This is a genomic window from Mediterraneibacter sp. 210702-DFI.5.30 (assembly GCF_020560115.1).
GTDB classification, from domain to species: Bacteria; Bacillota; Clostridia; order Lachnospirales; family Lachnospiraceae; genus Mediterraneibacter; species Mediterraneibacter faecis.
Window position 1 is genome coordinate 192,028 of record NZ_JAJCME010000005.1, and the last position, 19,431, is coordinate 211,458.

A 19,431-nucleotide genomic window follows, 5' to 3' on the forward strand; every position below is an offset into this window, starting at 1 on the left:
CCACTATAATAAAAAGGAAGCCAGACTTCTGGCTTCCTTTTTTCAAAAACGCAATAACAAAACAAATTACTTTTTTCGAAAGGACATTGTATTACTATGATTGATAAAAAACTGATTCCTTACGGGGGACTTAAGAAAGAACCATTTTCAGGTACACATCACGGAATGCGCTATTTCTTTCGCGGAGATGACGGAAAAAGCAGCACAACCTTCACCGTATTCATTTATCCAGAACCGTGGTGCTTTGAAGATACACCGGAAGAAGAGAAAGAACAAAAGACATTTCCGCTCTCCGATGAGGGAATGGATGAAGCTATTGCCTGGCTTTTCGAACGCTTTGAAACTGAGAAATCCAAATGGTTGAATGCGAACCGCGATGCAATGCACATTGTGAATAATCAGACCTTCTGATTATAATCCCCAAACATCTTCTTCATATGAACATTCATAATATAATAATACATCGCGATCAGGAGGCCCCCTGCCAGCACCCATGCAGCCGGGCTGGCCAGGCAAACACCAAGATAACTTCTCTCTCTTGCTGCGATCCGTGCTACCACACCTCTTCCGATCAGTTCAGCAACACCGGCCATCATCGGCAGCAGTCCGTAACCGAGTCCCTGAATTCCATTTCTGTAGATATTCACAATTGCAAGCGGAATGAAGAAAAGTCCGATACATTTCAGATAGATATCCACAGAACTCATGATAATATCCACATCCTCTGAGACAAACAGATAGGTCATGTATTTTCCTACTGTCATGATAAATGTTGCTGCTACAAGAGAGTAACCGATACCAAGAATCGTACACGCCTTGAAACCTTGACGGATTCTTGGTACATTTCCGGCTCCGATATTCTGGGCTCCGTAAGTTGCCATTGTTGTTCCCATCGCTACATATGCCTGTGTCACAACCTGCTCAATCTTACTTGCCGCAGTAAATGCCGCCACAAGCGTAGATCCCAAAATATTCAGGGCAGACTGAACCATCATAGTTCCAATTGCCGTGATAGAATATTGCAATGCCATTGGAAGTCCGATCTTTAACTGAATCGCGCAAATCTGCCCGCCAACATGCCAGTCTTCCTTTTTCAGATGAAGAAGCGGAATCTTCCACATAATATAAATAAGACAGAGTACACCTGATATGCCCTGTGCTACTACCGTCGCGATTGCCGCACCCGGTGCGCCCATCTGAAATACAATGATTAAAACCAGATCCAACACGATATTCAGCAACGCACTGATGATCAGGAAATACAATGGAATCTTACTGTTTCCCAGTGCTCTTAAAATACTGGATAACAAGTTATAAAGCATCTGCGCCAGGATTCCTCCGCTGACGATCATAATATACTTATATGCATCTGCAAAGATATCAGACGGCGTGTGCATCAGATGTAACAGCGGTTTCATAAATAACATAAAGGTAACCGTAAGAAACAGTCCGATCAAGAATGAGAGGATTCCTGCCCCCGCAACGGTGCGCCGCATCCCCTGCATGTCTCCTGCGCCAAACTTCTGCGCTGTGAGAACAGTAAATCCGGCTGTCATTCCAACTACAAATCCATAGATCAGAAACATGATTGTTCCTGTGCTTCCAACTGCTGCAAGCGCTTTCGTTCCAACGAACTTACCTACGATCACAGCATCCGCCATATTATAAAACTGCTGGAAAACATTTCCCAGAAAGATTGGAAATGTAAAACTTAAGATCATCTTCATTGGGCTTCCAACAGTCATATCATTCTGTACTGATTTCATGATGTCCTCCTTTTTTCGAAAAAACGTGCTTATTATATACTAGTTTTTCCCTGATGTAAATATCCTGAAAAGGAGTTTTTACATTTCTTTCAAAACGTAACGATTCACTCAAAAATCATCTATATGGGAAGATGCTATTCCAGGAACAGCACTTCTTCCTCCACCAGCTTCAGCGCATCCGGCATTCCTTTTTCCCGGATCTTCTCCTGATTCTCTCTCTGCACAAACCAGGAAATCACAGACGGATCTGCCGTTTCATTTGCAGGTTTCAGATAATAATTATCTTCGAAAGGGAGTGCTGCCTTACTCTCTAATAGAAATGGAATCTGATTCTTTCCACCTTCTCCCCAGATCGGGACAAAATCATGCGCACGATAACCGATATAGTTGATATTTTCTGGGATATTTCTTTGCTCTGTACACAACGTAATCCCCCAGTCTGTCAGTTCTGCGGTATGCTCATCCACATAAACTGCTCTTGTGAAATTCTTGCATCCAGTCAGCCGTGCCGCTTCTTTTCTCTGCGGATTCTGGAACAATTCTTTCGTCTTCCCTGCTGCCACAATCTGCCCCTGGTCGATGATCAGCAGTTCTTCACTGAACCGGTACACTTCATCTCTGCTGTGAGACACCATGATCACAGTACCCTCATAATCTTCGAGAAGTTCCTGTAATTCCTGCTGCAGACGGTCCTTCAGATACATATCAAGTGCTGAAAATGGTTCATCTAAGAGAATCACATCTGGTTTATAAGCCATGATTCTCGCAAGGGCTACCCTCTGCTGCTGACCTCCGGAAAGCTCTGCCGGGAATCGTTTTTCCAGTCCTGTTAGCTGAAATTTCTCAATCATCTCACGCACACGCTTTGCATTCTCCTGCTTTTTCCCTTTTAATCCGGCGGCGATATTCTTTTCCACCGTCATTGTAGGGAAAAGTGCATAATTCTGAAACAGATAGCCAATGTTACGCTTCTGCGGTTTTAAATTCACTTTATTTTCGCTGTCATAAACTGTCTTTCCTTCAATTTTGATCAATCCGCTCTCCGGCGGCTCGATTCCTGCAATACTCTTTAGTGTCATGCTCTTTCCACATCCGGATGCGCCGAGGATTCCGATTCGTTTAGAATCACTTTTAAAATCTATGTTCAGCTCAAATGTATTCCGTTTTCTCTGAATCTTTACTTCTATCGCCATCTCTTACCACCTCTTGACATTCTTCATTTTCTTGCCCGAGATCAGATTCATCAGGAAGATCACCAGGAATGCAATCACCATGACAATCGCAACCCACACGCCCGCTGTCATATAGTCTCCGTCCTGAATGACCATTGCAATCTTCTGCGAGATTGTTCCTGTCTTTCCCGGAATATTTCCGGCAAGCATAGATGTCGCTCCATATTCTCCGAGTGCTCTGGCAAATGTAAGAATCGTTCCGGATGCGATTCCAGGTCCTGCGGTCGGGATCACTACTTTCCAGAAGATTTCTGTATCTGACATGCCGAGTGTCCTTCCTGCATAGATCAGATTCACATCGATCTGTTCCATCGCTGCACGGGCATTTCTGTACATCAGTGGAAATGAAATTACTGTGGCAGCAATGATACATCCAAGCCATGTCTGTACTACTTTGATTCCAAAATTTTCAAATAAAAAGATTCCAAACGGTCTTCTCCTGCTGAAGATCAGTAACAGAAAGAAGCCGGCCACTGTCGGCGGAAGTACCATTGGCAAGGTCAGTATTCCATCTATAATAGCCTTTTTCCCCGGAGTTGTCTTCACAACCTTGCGTGCCGCATAGATTCCCAGAAAAAAGGAAAATATCGTAGCTACGATTCCTGTTTTTATTGAAATAAATAATGGGCTCCAATCCAGATTCTTCAGGATTTCCATCATTTCATCCATTCTATCATTCACTCTCCTTTACAACTATAAGAAAAAGGCTGTTCGAAACTTTTCATTTCTGGCAGCCTCTGCTGTTACTGTTCACACGATGTGCGACCAGCAACGCATCTCGCCATTTTAAATCGCCTTTGGCGATGGGGCGAGATGCATTCAAGTCAAAACACGCATCCTCCGTGTCAATCAGCAAAGTGATTGACACGGGAGTGAACAGTAACCCTCTGCTTCTATAGTAACACATCCGTTACCATCACACTATCTTTATTCTACATTTGTATCGAAGTAATAAGACTCAAATACTTTCTTTGCATTGTCTGACAGAACAAACTTGATGAAATCATCTGCTGCTGCGTTCTGTGCATCATCAGCCTCATCATTTACTACACGTGCGATCGGATAGATCACATTTCCTGTCAGATCATACCCTACTGTCTGAAGAATATCGAGTTCGTCCTCGAATCCATATGTATCAGAGTAGTAAGTTGTTCCAACTTCACAAGATCCTTCCACTACTGCGGAAAGAACCTTGCTTACGTTGTCCTGCTCGCTGATCTCAAGTCCGCCAAGTGCTTCTGATACTTCTTCTGTTGTGATTGCTGAAGAATCATCCACCTTCGGAAGAACACCCATATTCATAAGTGCGGTTCTTGTATACTTACCTACCGGTACGCTTCCACCGGCAAGTGCAAAGCTTTCTGCTTCGCTTAAGTTATCAAGTCCTGTTACCTTTGTTCCGCTGTCTTTTCTTGTCACAACTACTACCTGGTTGTTTACAACATTCGCTCTTGTTCCGTCTACCACAAGACCATCGGACTCAAGCTGGTCCATCTGCTTCTGTGCTGCTGAGAAGAAGATATCACACTCATATCCTTCTTCAATCTGTGTCAGAAGTGTACCTGAACTGTCTGCATTGTATGTGATCTTTACATTCGGATGTTCTTCGTTGTACTGTGCTGCGAGTTCGTCCATTACATTCTTCAAGCTGGCTGCAATAAATACCTGGATCTCTGTTTCTTCTTCATCACTGACTTTGTTGTCAGTTGCTTCTGTTTTTGCTGTGTCGTCTGTCTTTTCGTCGGCTTTGGATCCACATCCAGCCATAGAAAACACCATTACGGCTGCCATCATTGCTGCTAAAATTCTCTTTTTCATCCTATCTCCTCCTGACAGGCGCCTTGTTCATAAAAATGTTGTAATTATTCCTGTCTTTTCTTTATAAATGATGGTCTTATTATAACCGATTTGTTTTATTTTAACAATCGCTTTTCTTGAAAAAGTTGCGATTTACGCAACTTTTTTCATTAACTGTATTTTAATAATGTCATGTGACCGCTTTTTTCGCTAATATTAGCTTTCTTCTTTTCACATATTGCGTGTAAAAGACAGATCAAGATTCAAATATATCCTTATATCTCTTCTCTGCATATTTCGCCACATCTTTTTCCAACAGTTCATATTTTCTGAGTATGTCTTTCCCTGCTTCGCTTACACTGGCCACACCGCCATGCTTGCCTCCCGGACTACGCTCTACGACGGTATATCCGAGTTCTTTCTCTGCACTTCTGATCAGGCTCCAGCCCTTGCTGTAAGACATTCCTGTCTTTGCACAGGCGTCTCTTACCGAACCAAGTGTATCGATCTGACGCAGAAGGAATACAATTCCCGGACCGAAGAAGTTCTCATTCTTCTCCAACTGAAGCTTCACTCTCGGACGGATTCTTCTCTCCTTTTCCTTCTCTTTGAAAATCTCACGGAAAGATTCTCCCTGTCCGGAGTAAATCGCTACACCGTTGTCTTCCACCGGAACGAAAATGCGTTCTACATTCAGCGCATCCATGGCGCCTTTAAGTCCACCTTCACCTTCATAAGAAGCAAACTGATCGATCATACTGCGATCCATCAGGATCGGATGTCCTTTTCGTTCTTCCCAGACAGGTACATAGACTTTCTCCTGATCGTTTTCATTTTCTTTCGCTTTTTGCATCAACACACGTACGGTATCTTCTGTGAAAAGAGAAACTCCTGCCGGACAGAAGAAGAATTTCTCACAGCGCGGTTTCAGGTAGTTCATCCCTCGAACTGCTGACGTGATCATCTCTTCCTTCTCATAATCTTCACTGCGAAGGAATACTGCACCAAGCTTCGCCAGTTTCTTCTCCACCTGCTCCGCCTGGTATCCTGTGATCAGCACGATCTCATCCACGCCTGCTCTCTTGAAATTTAAAATCATCTGACGCAGAACCTGGATTCCATCCACCGACTTCATCTTATCATAACTCTTATATCCACCAGATTTTCCTGCTGCCGCAATCACTGCTCCTACCCGCATTTGCATTCTCCTTTCAGCTCACCGCTGCTATTTTTATTACTGTTCACACTATATGCAACCAGCAATTCTATCATTATGCCGTTCCGAGATCTTCTTTGCGATCAATATCCTGAAGTTCTCCCGCCTGTACCGGCACAATTTTCAGCGAATCTACGTTTTCTTTCAATATCTTCTTTCCACCGATATCTCCATCTAACTCCAAAAGTTTATCAAAGAATCTCTTATCCCACAAGACCGGATTGCCATTTCTTGTTCCTTCTCCTGCACAAACGATCTTTCCCGGATTATGAAATGCTGTATTTATGATTCTCTGAATCGTGGATTTTTTTAATCTTGGCTGATCGCAGACACTAAACAGGACTCCTCGAAGCGGTGTTCCATTTTCATCCGCATCCTCGATTGCCTTTGTCAAACCGAGCTTTACAGAAAGAGAGACTCCCTTCTCCGGTTCTTTGTTGCATACCACCGTGCAGCCTGCTGACTCTGCTGAAAGTGTAATCTCTTCTTTTCCTGTCACTACATAAGACTTGAATCCCTGAAATGCTTCAAACCGGCTGATCGCACTTTCATACATTGCTTCACCTTCTACAACTGCTTTCAGTTTATCTGAACCGAACCGAACACTCTGACCTGCCGCCAGCAAGATCAATGCGTATTTTCCTCTACTCTTTTCATAACTGCAGACTGCATCAAGCACACCTCCGCCGATCGCCCTTGCTTTGTCTGAGATTGTCCGGCAATGCTCCTGCTTTGCACGAGCATCAATATCTCCGATCTTCAGTCCCTTCGTCACCTGAACACCTGGCTGAAGCATTCCGCGAACGATACCGTCCATCAGCGCATAAACCGGCTCTCCGCCTGTAATTGCAACGATCTGTCCTTTTCGTACCAGATCGCCGATCACAGCCTTCGGTTCGATCACCCCATCTGCGGATGCTTTGATCAGACGCTCAATAGAATATCCCCCAACATTTCCCGGAACTCCGGTATTCGGGATCGCACTTCCGTCCCAGATTACATTCCCCAGTGTATGTCCTCTCTTTGTCTCTACAACACAGTTGCAGTCTTCCCCGGCAGTAAATCCAGGTCCGACTCCGATTACAAACGGTGCATCTGTGATCTTTGTTCCAAGATTTCTCTTTGCAAGGATGGCATCCACAATCACATCCGGCTGAAACCACTGTATACATTCTGCCTTTGGATCAACGATCACAGGGATATCTCCCTGTTCCATAATCTCCTCTGCTTCTTCCTGATTCTTTGCCAGGCGCGCCGTCATATCTTCTACAACTGCCTCACCTTCATAAACCGCTCTGGAAAATGCAACCAGTCTGCGGACCGTCAATGGCACAGCAATATCTGTCATCATGATCTGATGCCCTGCGCCATATAATCTGGATGCGATTCCTGTTGCCAGGTCTCCCGCACCTTTAATCAATATCTTCATCTCAATACTTCCCATCTATTTTCCTGAGAATCTTCTATGATTCTCCATTATTTTCTAATTTATTTACGTTCAAGAATAATCTCTGCACTTTTTCTACAATATTTATTACAGCATATAAGATGTCACAAATATATTCTTGATTCCATTCTCACACAAGCACTTTGCAATCTTACACGCTCTGTCTCGCCGCTCCTTTGTGTCTGCCTTATTCAGCACAACAATATACTCTGCCTGCTTTGGACAGCCTTTTCGCCCGCCCTGTTCATGACAGGCAAGCTTTATTATGTCCTCTTCTGTCACCTGATCTTCCGGCTGTTTTCCAAGAAGCTCTGCCGCCTTTTCACTTCGAAAGCAGATTTCTTCCAGCTTTTGATCCAAAGCGTCCATTCCATAAACGGAAAATACATGTGTTGTCTGTGGCAGGAGCACAGGTTCTTGTTCTCCCGGTACTTTTAATGGCAGCATCCTTGCTCCGTCCGCTTCAACAAGTAATGGCACATTCCAGCTTTCTATCTCTGCCAGAATCAACTCCGGAACGCAGCTCATTTTCCCTTTTTTCGCTCTTGCCCCAATCCAGGCCTGTCCATATTGTTCAAGGCATTCCTTCACTCGTTCAAGCAGCTCGTTCCCTTTACTAATCCACTCTTCCTCTTCAGCCACACAACTCCATGGAGTCGTCTCTTCTCTCATATGAGTTGTTGTAAGAACAATTGCCTTTTTCCCCATCAGCGCATACTCTTCTGCAAGCCTTCTCAATGTAGAGGTCTTTCCTCCCGCACCGACAGCAGCTATCATCGGACATTCTGTATAGTCAGGCTTTACTACCGATAAGAAAGAGTCTGCTTCACAAAGTCTGTCATCTCTGAAATAGCTTATCATTTTACAGATCCCTTCTTTCTATATTTCTGCGTCTTTTGAAAAGAAGATAGCCCACAGGCAGATGCCTGTGAGCTATCTATCTCACATATTATCACTCTGGTCTCACTCAATTTCCACCGGAGCTATCTCACATAAACCTTCTGCTATTATCTTAACAGATATGTGTAGTCCTTGCAAACAGTCTCCATTACTTTCTGAAGTGCTTCAGGAATCTTTGTCTCTTCTCCATGTGTCCAGTCGAGGATCTCTCCACAGAAACGAACCTTGCAGTGTACTGCATCTTTATCCAGTACTGTGAATCCCTGGTTCTTGCTGTCTGCCATATCGTTCTCGTCCATGAATAATGTGAATTTATCCAGGTACGGAGCACTGTCGTACGGACAGAAGCTCTTACAGTTACCACATTCATTACACATGTAATCCACATGGATGATCTGATGTTTTTCCAGTCCCGGAACCTTGATTGCTACATTTGCTCTGTTCGGGCAAACTTCCTTACAATTCTCACAGATTCCTGCACAGTTAAGACATCTCTTAGCCTCTGTGCTGTCTTCGCGTACGTCTTCGAGGTTACCCTTTCTCTCGTATACAACAGCTTCATCTGTCTCTGCATCGAAATCTCTTACAAGAGTCTCTCCGATCACTGCCTGAGCAGCTTTGAGACCATCACGGATACCTTCTACTACTGTAGCCGGTCCGCCAAGTCCGTCACCAACAACGTAAACGTTCTCTACGTTTGTCTCTAATGTCTCTTCATTTACAAGAGCACGTCCTCTGTCATTTACGTTGATTCCATTTGCCTCGTAAAGAGCAGTCGGAACTTTTTCACCAACAGCTGCGATCACTGTATCAGCCGGGATCTCTTTGAGTTCTCCTGTCTTAACAACGCCTCTTCTTCCAGAAGCATCCATATCGCCAAGAACCATAACTTCGCAGATCAGTTTTCCATTCTCAAGTTTAACAGGAGAAAGGAGTTCCATGAATTCTACGCCGTCCTCTACTGCCATTACCAGCTCTTCTTCGTCTGCCGGCATATAGCGTTTTGTTCTTCTGTATACAAGATATACATGTTCAACGCCTGTTGTACGTTTTGCTGCTCTTGCTGTATCCATTGCTGTGTTACCACCACCGATAACTACAACGTTCTTACCGATATCAAGTTTTCCGTCATTTGCCTTGAAGTCAGCCAGGAACTCGAGTGCATTCTTAGCTTCGCCCTGCTCAAGTCTTAATACTCCAGGCTCAGAAGCTCCTACTGCAAGGATCACTGTTGTAAATCCTTCTGCTTTCAGTGCTGCTGTATCTTTTACTTCTGTGTTCAGACGAACTTCAACGCCCATCTTCTCAAGAAGTGCCGCATCCTTGTCGATAGATGTTCCCGGAATTCTGAACTCTGGGATCACGTGGCGAACAACTCCGCCGAGAGCGTCGTTCTTCTCAAATACTGTAACTGCCATTCCGGCTCTGCGCAGGAAGTAAGCAGCTGCCATACCAGCCGGTCCTCCACCGATCACTGCTGCCTTACCTTCTTTTGTGATTGCAGATGCTGTCAGCTTGTTCATCAGTGCTTCGTATCCGTTCTGAGCTGCCTCAAGCTTCATCTCACGGATATGTACCGGTGATTCATAGAAGTTACGTGTACATTTGCCCATACAAGCATGTGCACAGATTGTTCCTGTAATGAATGGAAGTGGATTCTTCTCTGTGATAACATCCATAGCTTCTTCATATTTACCAGCTTCTACAAGCTGCAGATATGTTGTGATATCCTGGTGGATCGGGCATCCTTCTTTACAAGGAGCGATGAAGCAGTCGATCAGCGGAACCTGTTTGTTGATCTTTCTGGACGGAAGTGGTTTTACAGCCTTTACATGATATGGGCTTGTCTTTGCTTCCTCAACCAGTTTCTCTGTCTTGGCAGCGTCGATACCTGTGAATACAACACCTTCTTTTTCAAGAAGTCCTGCAATCTGGCAAAGTCTGTCATATCCGCCTGGTTTCAGGATTGTTGTAGCCATTGTTACCGGCCAGATTCCTGCATCGATGATTCCTTCGATGTTATGGAAATCAGCACCACCTGAATAGGAGATTCTCAGTTTTCCACCGAAATCTCTTGCCAACATATTTGCTACGGAGATGGAAAGTGGGTACAGAGATTTTCCTGACATATACATCTCTTCACTTGGAAGTTCATTCTGTTTTACATCAACCGGGAATGTGTTTGTGATCTTCACACCAAACTCCAGGTTTCTTTCCTGACAGACAGCGATCAGTCTGTTCAGCATCGGAACAGCATCCTCGTACTGCAGGTCGTCTTTGAAGTGGAAGTCACCGAATGCGATATAATCGTATCCCATGTCATCCATTGTCTTTCTTGCATACTCGTATCCAAGAAGTGTCGGGTTACATTTGATAAATGTATGGAATCCCTTTTCTGTGATCAGATACATTGCGATCTTCTCAATTTCTTCCGGAGGGCATCCGTGAAGTGTAGAGATTGTAACAGAATTACAGATATCACCGGAAATGCTTTCGATATCTTCTGCTGTCACTTTCTCGAACAGGTCAACATGCTCAAGAAGATAAGCCTTGCAGTGCTTGAAAATCTCTGAATCCTGTGCATGCTGCATTGTGTTCAGGAATGTGTCAACCTTCTCTGATTTGATTCCGGCAAGATCATATCCAACACTGATGTTGAACTGGAATCCGTCCATGCTTCCAAGTCCGAATTCTTTTGAGATCACTTTCAGAAGGAACCATGCTTTGATGTACTCCTCCATTGCCTGTGGAACAAACAGCTCTGTAGACCACTCACAGTTGTAGCACTCGTCATCAGCCTTGATACATGGTCTGTTGATGCATGCTGCAAGCTCGTCTCCGTCCATTACCTGAACTGTCTTCAGCTCGAAGAAACGGCTTCCTGTGTAGTAAGCTGCGATAATATTCTGTGTCAGCTGAGTGTTTGGACCTGCTGCCGGTCCGATTGGTGTCTCAAGATCGCGTCCGAAGATTGTGCGGTTGAACTTGCTGTCCGCATGATATGGATGACGCTCTCCAAATACTGTTCCATTCTCTTTGTACTCTGTCAATGTCCAGTTTAAAAGCTGTTCAAATGACATAGGTCTCATAATTTCACTCATACTTTTTACCTCTCTTTTTTCTTTTATCACGGAAAACCTGCCATCGGCAGGTTCTTCCGTAATGATTAAATCTTTGAAATCTCTGACAGATCATTCCCCAAGAACCTGTCTTTTCTCAAAGATCTGGTTCCTTTTATTTTGCCTCCGGCTTTGGATCTTTCGGAAGAACCAGATTCAAAATAACTGCAAAAATTGTCGCCAGTACAACCGGTGATGATGCAAATGTGTTATTGATGATGGACTGGAAGTTCTCAAGTCCCATTGTCATTCCTAATCCATCGTAAATTGTTGATGTCATCTGATTTAAGCATCCGTTACTTAAGGATACACCCATACCGATTGCAATAGATAATCCTGCAACTGTTGTATTTCTTGTAGACATACCTTCACTTACAAGAAGCTTGATACCTGTCATTGCGATACCTGCGAATACAGATGCTACTGCTCCACCAAGTACACACTGAGGAATTGTTCTCAGAAGTGCTGAGAATTTCGGAATCAGTCCTGCAATCAGAAGGATAAATGCTGAAAGTGAAAATACCTTTCTTGCTACAACTTTTGTAGAACCAACAATACCTACGTTCTGACTGTAAGTTGCTGTCGGAGGACATCCGAAACATGCACTTACGATATTACTGATACCATAACCGATGATACCACCGTTGAGCTCCTGGTCAGTAGGAAGACGATCCATACCACCACTTGTTGTAGCGGAGAAATCTCCCATTGCCTGAATGGAATTGACAAGGAACAAAATCGCCAGCGGGATAATCGCTGAGATATCGAATTTTACACCGAAAGCGAACGGTTGTGGAAGCTGGAACCAACCTGCGTTTGAAAGTGCTGAAAAATCAACCATTCCAAAGCACAATGCAAGTACATATCCACAGACCAGACCGATCAGGATAGATGCAAGTTTGAAAAGTCCTTTTCCGTAATGGTTCAGACCGATTACGATTGCCAGTGTTACAAGGGATACAAGCCAGTTCTGCCAGGAACCATAAACAAGTGCTGCTGTCTGACCTCTCTGCTCTACGATCACTTCATATGTGTTCGCGGAGTTTCCTGCCATGTAGTTAATGGCTGTCTTATAAAGAGACAGACCAATCGCAAAGATAACAGTTCCGATTACCAGTGGTGGGAACACCTTTCTGATCTGCTTAATAGTAAGTCCAACGATAATTGCTACAATACCACCTACGATCATCGCGCCAAAAATCGTGTTAACGTCCTGAGCCTGTGCTGCAATTGCTGTCATTGTCGGAACATAAGCAAAACTTACACCGATGATGACCGGAAGTCCGGATCCAAGATGGATCTTATTTCCATACAGCTGAAGGAATGTTGATAATGCTGCAAATACAAGTGACATCTGGATTAAGAGACCCATGTTTACATTTCCGCCTGCATTATTCGCTGCATTTGCAACCAGAATTGCCGGTGTAACACATCCTACAACTGCTGCAAGTACATGCTGGGCAGCAAGCGGAAGTATCTGACCAAATGTCGGGTTACCATCCCACTTAAACAGTTCTTCGTTTCCTCTGCGAGGTGCTTCTGATTTCTTTTCTTTCATTATTTTATTGTCCTTTCCGGTTAGTTTTGACGAAATGTGCGATCAAAGATACTGTCCACATCTGTTATATATGTTAACATTAATGAACAGTATCCGTCAATCTAAGCCTAACGACTATTGATACGTTTTCCAAGTTCGGCTGCTGCCTGTCTGCAGTCTGCCATAACTTTCGCTTCGTCAATCTCTGTCAGTCTTCTGTCTTTCATCAATACTTTACCGTTTGCAACAGTTGTCACAACATCGTGTCCAGTTACTCCGAATACAAGGTGACCATTGATGTTATTCTCATTCATTGGTGTCAGCGGATTGTAATTAACAATGATCACATCTGCTGCTGCGCCTTCTTCAAGAACTCCGAGCTTCTGGTCGAAATAACGTCCTGCAATCTTTGCATTGTTCTCAAACAGCATTTTCGGAACTTCTCCCCATGCTGCATTTGGATCGCAAAGGTGATGTTTATGAAGAATATTTGCCACTTTGAAGGATTCCATCATATCATGTGTATATCCATCTGTTCCAAGTCCTGTAAGGATTCCTCTGTGTACAAGTTCCATTGTCGGAGGGCATCCGCAGGCATTTCCCATATTGGATTCCGGATTATGAACAACCATTGTGTTTGTATCTTTGATCAGATCCATCTCATGTGGGTTGATGTAGATACAATGTCCAAGCAGTGTCTTCTCCCCAAGAATATTGAAGTCCATCAGACGGTCAACAATTCTCTTTCCATAATGTTTCAGGCAGTGATGCAGATCTTCAATTCCTTCTGCAACATGAATATGATAACCAACTTCATCCGGTTTGTTTGCTGCTGCAAGTTCCATTGTCTCATCTGAGATTGTGAACTGTGCATGCATACCCATCATTCCGGCGATCATTCCGCTGTCATCCTTCAGTGCATGACGAATAAATTCTGCATTCTCCATTACAGACTCTCTGGCCTTGTCTTTTCCATCTCTGTCGGAAACTTCATAACAGAGACAGGAACGAATTCCTGTTTCCTTCGCTGCTCTCTCAATTTCAAATAAGGAACCTTTGATAGCTCCAAAGCTTGCATGATGGTCAAATACTGTTGTTACACCGTTCTTGATAGAATCAATATAAGTAGCCATAGCACTTAAATAAGTATCATTCAGTGTCAGGTTTCTATCCAGTGTCCACCACATTCCTTCAAGAATGCTGAGCAATCCTGTTGGATTGTATCCATTAATAGCAAGTCCTCTTGCAAAAGAACTATAGATATGTTCATGAGTATTAATGAATGCCGGCATAATCACTCCGCCTTTTGCATCAATAAACTCTGCATCTGGATAAGCCTTCTTCAACTCATCTGTTGGTCCAACCTTACAGATTACTTTACCATCAATTGCTACTGCGCCCTCTTCCATATAAGGACATTCAGGGTTTCTTGTCACAACTCTACCATTACCTAAGATCAACATAATTGTAACCTCTCCTTTTTATGAATTTCTACACTTTGATGTTAAAATGCCATCTGCCTGTTATGTGCATTTCGTACATCAACGTCTCTGATACACATAGAATAACATCTAAATTGTCTAAATGCAACAAGAAATCTAAAAAAGTTTTTTGTTACCTAAAAAATTTTTAGGAAAGGTATTGACTATCGTGATTTTTATGATATTATGGGATTATGAAGACAGAAAGCATGTAGAAAGGCAGGTGGACATATGCGCCATACCTTAGATTTTCTTAAGCAGCTTGCACACGGACTTGCAATTCAATTTGGAAGTTCCTGTGAGATTGCAATTCATGATTTGAAGACAAAAGATCTAGAGAAATCGATCGTGTACATCGAGAACGGACATGTATCGAACCGACAGACCGGAGATGGTCCTTCAGGAATTGTTCTTGAGACACTTCAGTCGGATCCGTCAACGATTCATGATAAGCTTTCCTATCTTACTAAAACAGAAGATGGACGGATCCTGAAATCGAGTACCTTCTATATAAGAGACGATGACGGATCAATCTCATACATCTTCTCATTAAACTATGACATCACAGCTTTTACAGCTGCGAGTACAGCAATTCAGTCTTTGATCGCTACGAAAGACAATCTTCCGGATCTTACAGGTGATTCGCCACGGCAGATCACACATAATGTAAATGAACTTCTGGATTTGTTAATCGAGCAGGCCGTTGCAAAGGTCGGAAAGCCAGTTGCAATGATGAACAAAGATGACAAAGTTGCTGTTGTCCAGTATCTGGATCATGCCGGTGCTTTCCTTATTACAAAGTCCGGCGATAAAGTTTCTTCGTATTTGGGGATATCGAAATTCACACTTTACAGTTACATGGGCAAATGACACGTATTAATTTAAGGAGGTCACTATAATGGAAACTATCAAATGGGCAGTAAACGAAATGCCAAAAACAGATGACTCTCAGCTTCAGGTAATGTCACTTGAGAATGTAGCGAAAGCTCGCGCATTCCATGAGAGCTTCCCGCAGTACAGTGTTACACCACTTGTAAAACTGGATCACATGGCTGCATACCTTGGACTGAAAGAGGTCTATGTAAAAGATGAGTCTTATCGTTTCGGACTGAACGCATTTAAAGTACTCGGCGGATCTTTCGCAATGGCTCGCTACATTGCAAAGCAGACAGGAAAGGATGTTTCAGAACTTCCTTACAACGTTCTTACATCTGACGAACTGCGTAAAGAATTCGGACAGGCTACTTTCTTCACTGCAACAGATGGTAACCACGGACGTGGTGTTGCATGGGCAGCGAACAAGCTTGGACAGAAAGCTGTAGTACTTATGCCGAAGGGATCAACTCAGACAAGACTGAACAACATCCTGAAAGAAGGAGCGAAAGCTACAATCGAAGAGGAAAACTACGACGAATGTGTTCGTATGGCTAACGCTATGGCAGAGAAGACAGAGAACGGCGTAATGGTTCAGGATACAGCCTGGGACGGATATGAAGAGATTCCGGCATGGATCATGCAGGGATACGGAACAATGGCTAACGAGGCTGATGATCAGCTTCATGAAGCTGGATGTGAGCGTCCGACACATGTATTTATTCAGGCTGGTGTTGGTTCACTTGCCGGAGCAGTTCAGGGATTCTTCGCTAACCGCTATCCGGAAAATCCACCGAAAGTTGTTGTTGTTGAAGCTGCGCCTGCTGCATGCCTTTACAAAGGAGCATGTGCTAAGGACGGAGCTATCCGCATCGTAGACGGAGACATGGTTACAATCATGGCTGGTCTTGCTTGTGGAGAGCCGAACACAATTTCATGGGATATCCTGAAAAACCACGTTGATACATTTATCGCAACACCTGACTGGGTTGCTGCCAAAGGTATGCGTATGCTTGCTGCACCTTTCAAAGGTGATCAGCCTGTTACTTCCGGAGAATCCGGAGCCGCACCGTTTGGAACACTTGCGTGCATCATGACAATGGATGAGTACAAACCGCTCAGAGAGCACCTCGGATTGGATGAGAACTCAAAAGTACTTCTCTTCTCTACTGAGGGAGACACTGATCCGGATAGATACAAATCAATTGTCTGGGACGGAAATGAGAGATAATCATTTCTCGCAATACAATAAGAAGAAACTGTAACACCAAAACAAGATTTTATTTCAAAAGGAGAAGAACAATGGATCTTAACAAAATCAAAGAGTATGCAAAAGGCTATGAGAAAGACATGACTGCTTTCCTTCGTGCTATCGTAAAAAATCCGGGAGAAAGCTGTGATGAGAAAGCTCACGTAGAGACAATCGCTGCTGAGATGAAGAAAGTTGGATTTGACGAAGTTGTCATCGACCCACAGGGAAATGTTATGGGATTCATGGGAACTGGCGACAAGATCATCGCATTTGACGCACATATCGATACAGTAGGTATCGGTAACATCGATAACTGGAAATTCGATCCATACGATGGATACGAGACAGAGACAGAGATCGGTGGACGTGGAGTATCTGACCAGTGTGGCGGTATCGTATCTGGTGTATACGGAGCAAAGATCATGAAAGATCTCGGACTCATTCCAGAAGGATACAAAGTAATGGTTGTTGGTACAGTTCAGGAAGAAGACTGTGACGGACTTTGCTGGCAGTACATCATCAACGAAGACAAGATTCGTCCGGAGTTCGTAGTTTCTACAGAGCCTACAGACGGTGGTATCTACCGTGGACAGAGAGGACGTATGGAAATCCGTATCGATGTTAAGGGAGTTTCCTGTCACGGTTCTGCTCCGGAGCGTGGAGACAACGCGATCTACAAGATGGCTGACATTCTTCAGGATGTTCGTGCTCTTAACGAGAACGATGACGCTGACGAGACAGAGATCAAAGGTCTTGTTAAAATGCTTAACCCGAAATTCAACCCTGACTACGAAGAGGCTCGTTTCCTTGGACGTGGAACAGTTACAACATCTCAGATCTTCTACACATCACCAAGCCGTTGTGCAGTAGCAGATTCCTGTGCTGTATCTCTTGACCGTCGTATGACATTCGGAGAGACATGGGAGAGCTGCTTAGATGAGATCCGTAACCTGCCAAGCGTTAAGAAATACGGTGATGACGTTGTTGTTTCTATGTACAACTATGATCGTCCGTCCTACACAGGATGTGTATACGAGATCGAGTGCTACTTCCCAACATGGGCTATTCCGAAGGATCACAAAGTAACTAAGGCTCTTGAGAAAGCTTACACAGGACTTTACGGAGATCAGAGAATCGGTGCTGCTGACACACTTGAGATGCGTCAGGCTCGTCCTCTGACAGATAAGTGGACATTCTCTACAAACGGTGTTTCTATCATGGGTAGAAACGGAATCCCATGTATCGGATTCGGACCTGGAGCTGAGGCTCAGGCTCACGCACCAAACGAGATGACATGGAAACAGGATCTCGTAACATGTGCTGCAGTATACGCTGCACTTCCACTGTCTTACGCTGAGTAATTCAGTATTTGCTAACGCACTTGCGTGTGATCACGCAACCAATTCATTGAACCTATGGCGTTCTGACCGGATAATTTCCGGCCGGAACCGCCTTGGCTAATAAACCTAAAAACAAATAATTCATTTTAATCAGGAGGATTTTAAAGATGGACGCAAAATTACAGGGATATATTGACAAACTGAACGCACTCAACTTCAAAGAGATGTACAATGGTGACTTCTTCCTTACATGGGAGAAAACAGACGACGAGATCGAAGCTGTATTTACAGTAGCTGATGCTCTTCGTTACATGAGAGAGAACAACATTTCCACAAAGGTATTCGAGAGCGGACTTGGAATTTCTCTGTTCCGTGACAATTCCACACGTACACGTTTCTCTTTCGCTTCTGCTTGTAACCTCCTTGGTCTTGAGGTTCAGGATCTTGACGAAGGAAAATCTCAGGTTGCTCATGGTGAGACAGTTCGTGAGACAGCTAACATGATCTCCTTCATGGCTGATGTTATCGGTATCCGTGATGATATGTACATCGGAAAAGGTAACAAATACATGCACGAAGTTGTTGACGCTGTAACAGAAGGAAACAAGGACGGAATTCTTGAGCAGAAACCTACACTTGTAAACCTTCAGTGTGACATTGACCACCCAACACAGTGTATGGCTGATATGCTTCACATCATCCATGAGTTCGGCGGAGTTGAGAACCTGAAAGGCAAAAAACTTGCTATGACATGGGCTTACTCACCATCTTACGGAAAACCACTTTCTGTTCCACAGGGAGTCATCGGTCTGATGACACGTTTCGGAATGGACGTTGTTCTTGCTCATCCAGAAGGATACGAAGTATTCGAGGATGTTGAGAAAGTTGCTGAAGAGAACGCTAAGAAATCAGGCGGATCCTTCACGAAGACAAACAACATGGCTGAGGCATTCAAAGATGCTGATATCGTATATCCAAAGAGCTGGGCTCCATTTGCAGCTATGGAAAAACGTACAGAGCTTTACGGAAACGGAGATACAGAAGGTATCAAAGCTCTTGAGAAAGAACTTCTTGCTCAGAACGCAGAGCACAAAGACTGGGCTTGTACAGAAGAGCTCATGGCTACAACAAAAGACGGAAAAGCTCTTTACATGCACTGTCTGCCAGCTGACATCTCAGGCGTAAGCTGTGAAGAAGGTGAAGTTGACGCTTCCGTATTCGATCGTTACAGAGATCCACTTTACAAAGAAGCTAGCTTCAAACCATACATCATCGCAGCTATGATCTTCCTTGCTAAATTCGAGAACCCACAGGAAATCCTGAAGAAGCTCGAAGAAAGAGGAATGTCCAGAATTTTTGAGTAAGTTTAAATTTCTCAGACAAAAATAGTTTCACAGTTACCTTAATTTAGTAACTTATTGTACAGGCCTGAATCTTTCAGACCTGTACAATACCTTTACAGTAAATACGG

15 protein-coding genes are annotated in these 19,431 nt (G+C 43.8%); 5 read left to right on the plus strand and 10 right to left on the minus strand.

Annotation, left to right across the window (positions count from 1 at the left end):
• Positions 1–96 precede the first annotated feature (96 nt).
• Positions 97–411, plus strand: a complete 315-nt coding sequence (locus LI126_RS07550) for a hypothetical protein (RefSeq protein ID WP_055157276.1) — start codon at positions 97–99, stop codon at positions 409–411.
• Here LI126_RS07550 and LI126_RS07555 read toward each other — a convergent pair.
• The 10 genes from LI126_RS07555 to ssnA form a co-directional block, all read right to left on the minus strand.
• Entirely contained in the window at positions 399–1,766 is a 1,368-nt protein-coding gene (locus LI126_RS07555; RefSeq protein ID WP_118188035.1) for an MATE family efflux transporter, read from the minus strand. The genes LI126_RS07550 and LI126_RS07555 overlap by 13 nt on opposite strands.
• 134 nt (positions 1,767–1,900) lie before the next feature.
• Entirely contained in the window at positions 1,901–2,959 is a 1,059-nt protein-coding gene (locus LI126_RS07560; protein WP_227165129.1) for a sulfate/molybdate ABC transporter ATP-binding protein, read from the minus strand.
• A gap of 3 nt (positions 2,960–2,962) precedes the next feature.
• Positions 2,963–3,667, minus strand: coding sequence for a molybdate ABC transporter permease subunit (modB, locus tag LI126_RS07565; protein WP_020436849.1), 705 nt, complete (start codon positions 3,665–3,667; stop codon positions 2,963–2,965).
• Positions 3,668–3,925: 258 nt separating this feature from the next.
• Entirely contained in the window at positions 3,926–4,816 is an 891-nt protein-coding gene (gene modA, locus LI126_RS07570) for a molybdate ABC transporter substrate-binding protein (protein ID WP_227156139.1), read from the minus strand.
• A gap of 235 nt (positions 4,817–5,051) precedes the next feature.
• The gene (locus LI126_RS07575; RefSeq protein WP_020436846.1) at positions 5,052–5,993 is read right to left on the minus strand and encodes an NTP transferase domain-containing protein; all 942 of its coding nucleotides are present in this window, start codon (positions 5,991–5,993) and stop codon (positions 5,052–5,054) included.
• Between the two features lie 73 nt (positions 5,994–6,066).
• Positions 6,067–7,440: a selenium-dependent molybdenum cofactor biosynthesis protein YqeB gene (gene yqeB, locus LI126_RS07580; RefSeq protein WP_227165130.1), complete on the minus strand. Its 1,374-nt coding sequence runs from the start codon at positions 7,438–7,440 to the stop codon at positions 6,067–6,069.
• Positions 7,441–7,545: 105 nt separating this feature from the next.
• On the minus strand, positions 7,546–8,319 hold the full coding sequence (gene yqeC / locus LI126_RS07585) for a selenium cofactor biosynthesis protein YqeC (protein WP_227165131.1): 774 nt from the start codon (positions 8,317–8,319) through the stop codon (positions 7,546–7,548).
• 146 nt (positions 8,320–8,465) lie between these two features.
• Positions 8,466–11,459 carry a putative selenate reductase subunit YgfK gene (gene ygfK, locus LI126_RS07590; protein ID WP_227165132.1) on the minus strand — a complete coding sequence of 998 codons (2,994 nt, stop codon included), beginning with the start codon at positions 11,457–11,459 and terminating at the stop codon, positions 8,466–8,468.
• Positions 11,460–11,592: 133 nt separating this feature from the next.
• Entirely contained in the window at positions 11,593–13,035 is a 1,443-nt protein-coding gene (locus LI126_RS07595) for a uracil-xanthine permease family protein (RefSeq protein ID WP_020436842.1), read from the minus strand.
• Positions 13,036–13,142: 107 nt separating this feature from the next.
• Positions 13,143–14,477 (minus strand): putative aminohydrolase SsnA, encoded by a 1,335-nt coding sequence (gene ssnA, locus LI126_RS07600; RefSeq protein WP_020436841.1) that lies wholly within the window; start codon positions 14,475–14,477, stop codon positions 13,143–13,145.
• 249 nt (positions 14,478–14,726) lie between these two features.
• Here ssnA and LI126_RS07605 point away from each other — a divergent pair, with 249 nt between their 5' ends.
• The 4 genes from LI126_RS07605 to ygeW all read left to right on the plus strand — a co-directional run bounded on the left by LI126_RS07605 (position 14,727) and on the right by ygeW (position 19,324).
• A complete protein-coding gene (locus LI126_RS07605) occupies positions 14,727–15,365 on the plus strand; it encodes a helix-turn-helix transcriptional regulator (RefSeq protein ID WP_055147434.1) in 639 nt (212 codons plus the stop codon).
• A 28-nt stretch (positions 15,366–15,393) separates the two neighbouring features.
• Complete coding sequence (gene dpaL / locus LI126_RS07610; RefSeq protein WP_015529484.1) at positions 15,394–16,599, plus strand: diaminopropionate ammonia-lyase; 1,206 nt, start codon at positions 15,394–15,396, stop codon at positions 16,597–16,599.
• Positions 16,600–16,670: 71 nt separating this feature from the next.
• A complete protein-coding gene (locus LI126_RS07615) occupies positions 16,671–17,981 on the plus strand; it encodes a YgeY family selenium metabolism-linked hydrolase (protein WP_015529483.1) in 1,311 nt (436 codons plus the stop codon).
• A 146-nt stretch (positions 17,982–18,127) separates the two neighbouring features.
• A complete protein-coding gene (gene ygeW / locus LI126_RS07620; protein WP_227165133.1) occupies positions 18,128–19,324 on the plus strand; it encodes a knotted carbamoyltransferase YgeW in 1,197 nt (398 codons plus the stop codon).
• The last annotated feature ends 107 nt before the right edge of the window (positions 19,325–19,431 follow it).

What these genes read in the sequence shown, in the direction of transcription:
- LI126_RS07550 (WP_055157276.1), top strand. Translation starts at nt 97, where the DNA reads ATGATTGATAAAAAACTGATTCCTTACGGGGGACTTAAGAAAGAACCA.
- LI126_RS07555 (WP_118188035.1), bottom strand. Translation starts at nt 1,766, where the DNA reads ATGAAATCAGTACAGAATGATATGACTGTTGGAAGCCCAATGAAGATG.
- LI126_RS07560 (WP_227165129.1), bottom strand. Translation starts at nt 2,959, where the DNA reads ATGGCGATAGAAGTAAAGATTCAGAGAAAACGGAATACATTTGAGCTG.
- modB (WP_020436849.1), bottom strand. Translation starts at nt 3,667, where the DNA reads ATGGATGAAATGATGGAAATCCTGAAGAATCTGGATTGGAGCCCATTA.
- modA (WP_227156139.1), bottom strand. Translation starts at nt 4,816, where the DNA reads ATGAAAAAGAGAATTTTAGCAGCAATGATGGCAGCCGTAATGGTGTTT.
- LI126_RS07575 (WP_020436846.1), bottom strand. Translation starts at nt 5,993, where the DNA reads ATGCGGGTAGGAGCAGTGATTGCGGCAGCAGGAAAATCTGGTGGATAT.
- yqeB (WP_227165130.1), bottom strand. Translation starts at nt 7,440, where the DNA reads ATGAAGATATTGATTAAAGGTGCGGGAGACCTGGCAACAGGAATCGCA.
- yqeC (WP_227165131.1), bottom strand. Translation starts at nt 8,319, where the DNA reads ATGATAAGCTATTTCAGAGATGACAGACTTTGTGAAGCAGACTCTTTC.
- ygfK (WP_227165132.1), bottom strand. Translation starts at nt 11,459, where the DNA reads ATGAGTGAAATTATGAGACCTATGTCATTTGAACAGCTTTTAAACTGG.
- LI126_RS07595 (WP_020436842.1), bottom strand. Translation starts at nt 13,035, where the DNA reads ATGAAAGAAAAGAAATCAGAAGCACCTCGCAGAGGAAACGAAGAACTG.
- ssnA (WP_020436841.1), bottom strand. Translation starts at nt 14,477, where the DNA reads ATGTTGATCTTAGGTAATGGTAGAGTTGTGACAAGAAACCCTGAATGT.
- LI126_RS07605 (WP_055147434.1), top strand. Translation starts at nt 14,727, where the DNA reads ATGCGCCATACCTTAGATTTTCTTAAGCAGCTTGCACACGGACTTGCA.
- dpaL (WP_015529484.1), top strand. Translation starts at nt 15,394, where the DNA reads ATGGAAACTATCAAATGGGCAGTAAACGAAATGCCAAAAACAGATGAC.
- LI126_RS07615 (WP_015529483.1), top strand. Translation starts at nt 16,671, where the DNA reads ATGGATCTTAACAAAATCAAAGAGTATGCAAAAGGCTATGAGAAAGAC.
- ygeW (WP_227165133.1), top strand. Translation starts at nt 18,128, where the DNA reads ATGGACGCAAAATTACAGGGATATATTGACAAACTGAACGCACTCAAC.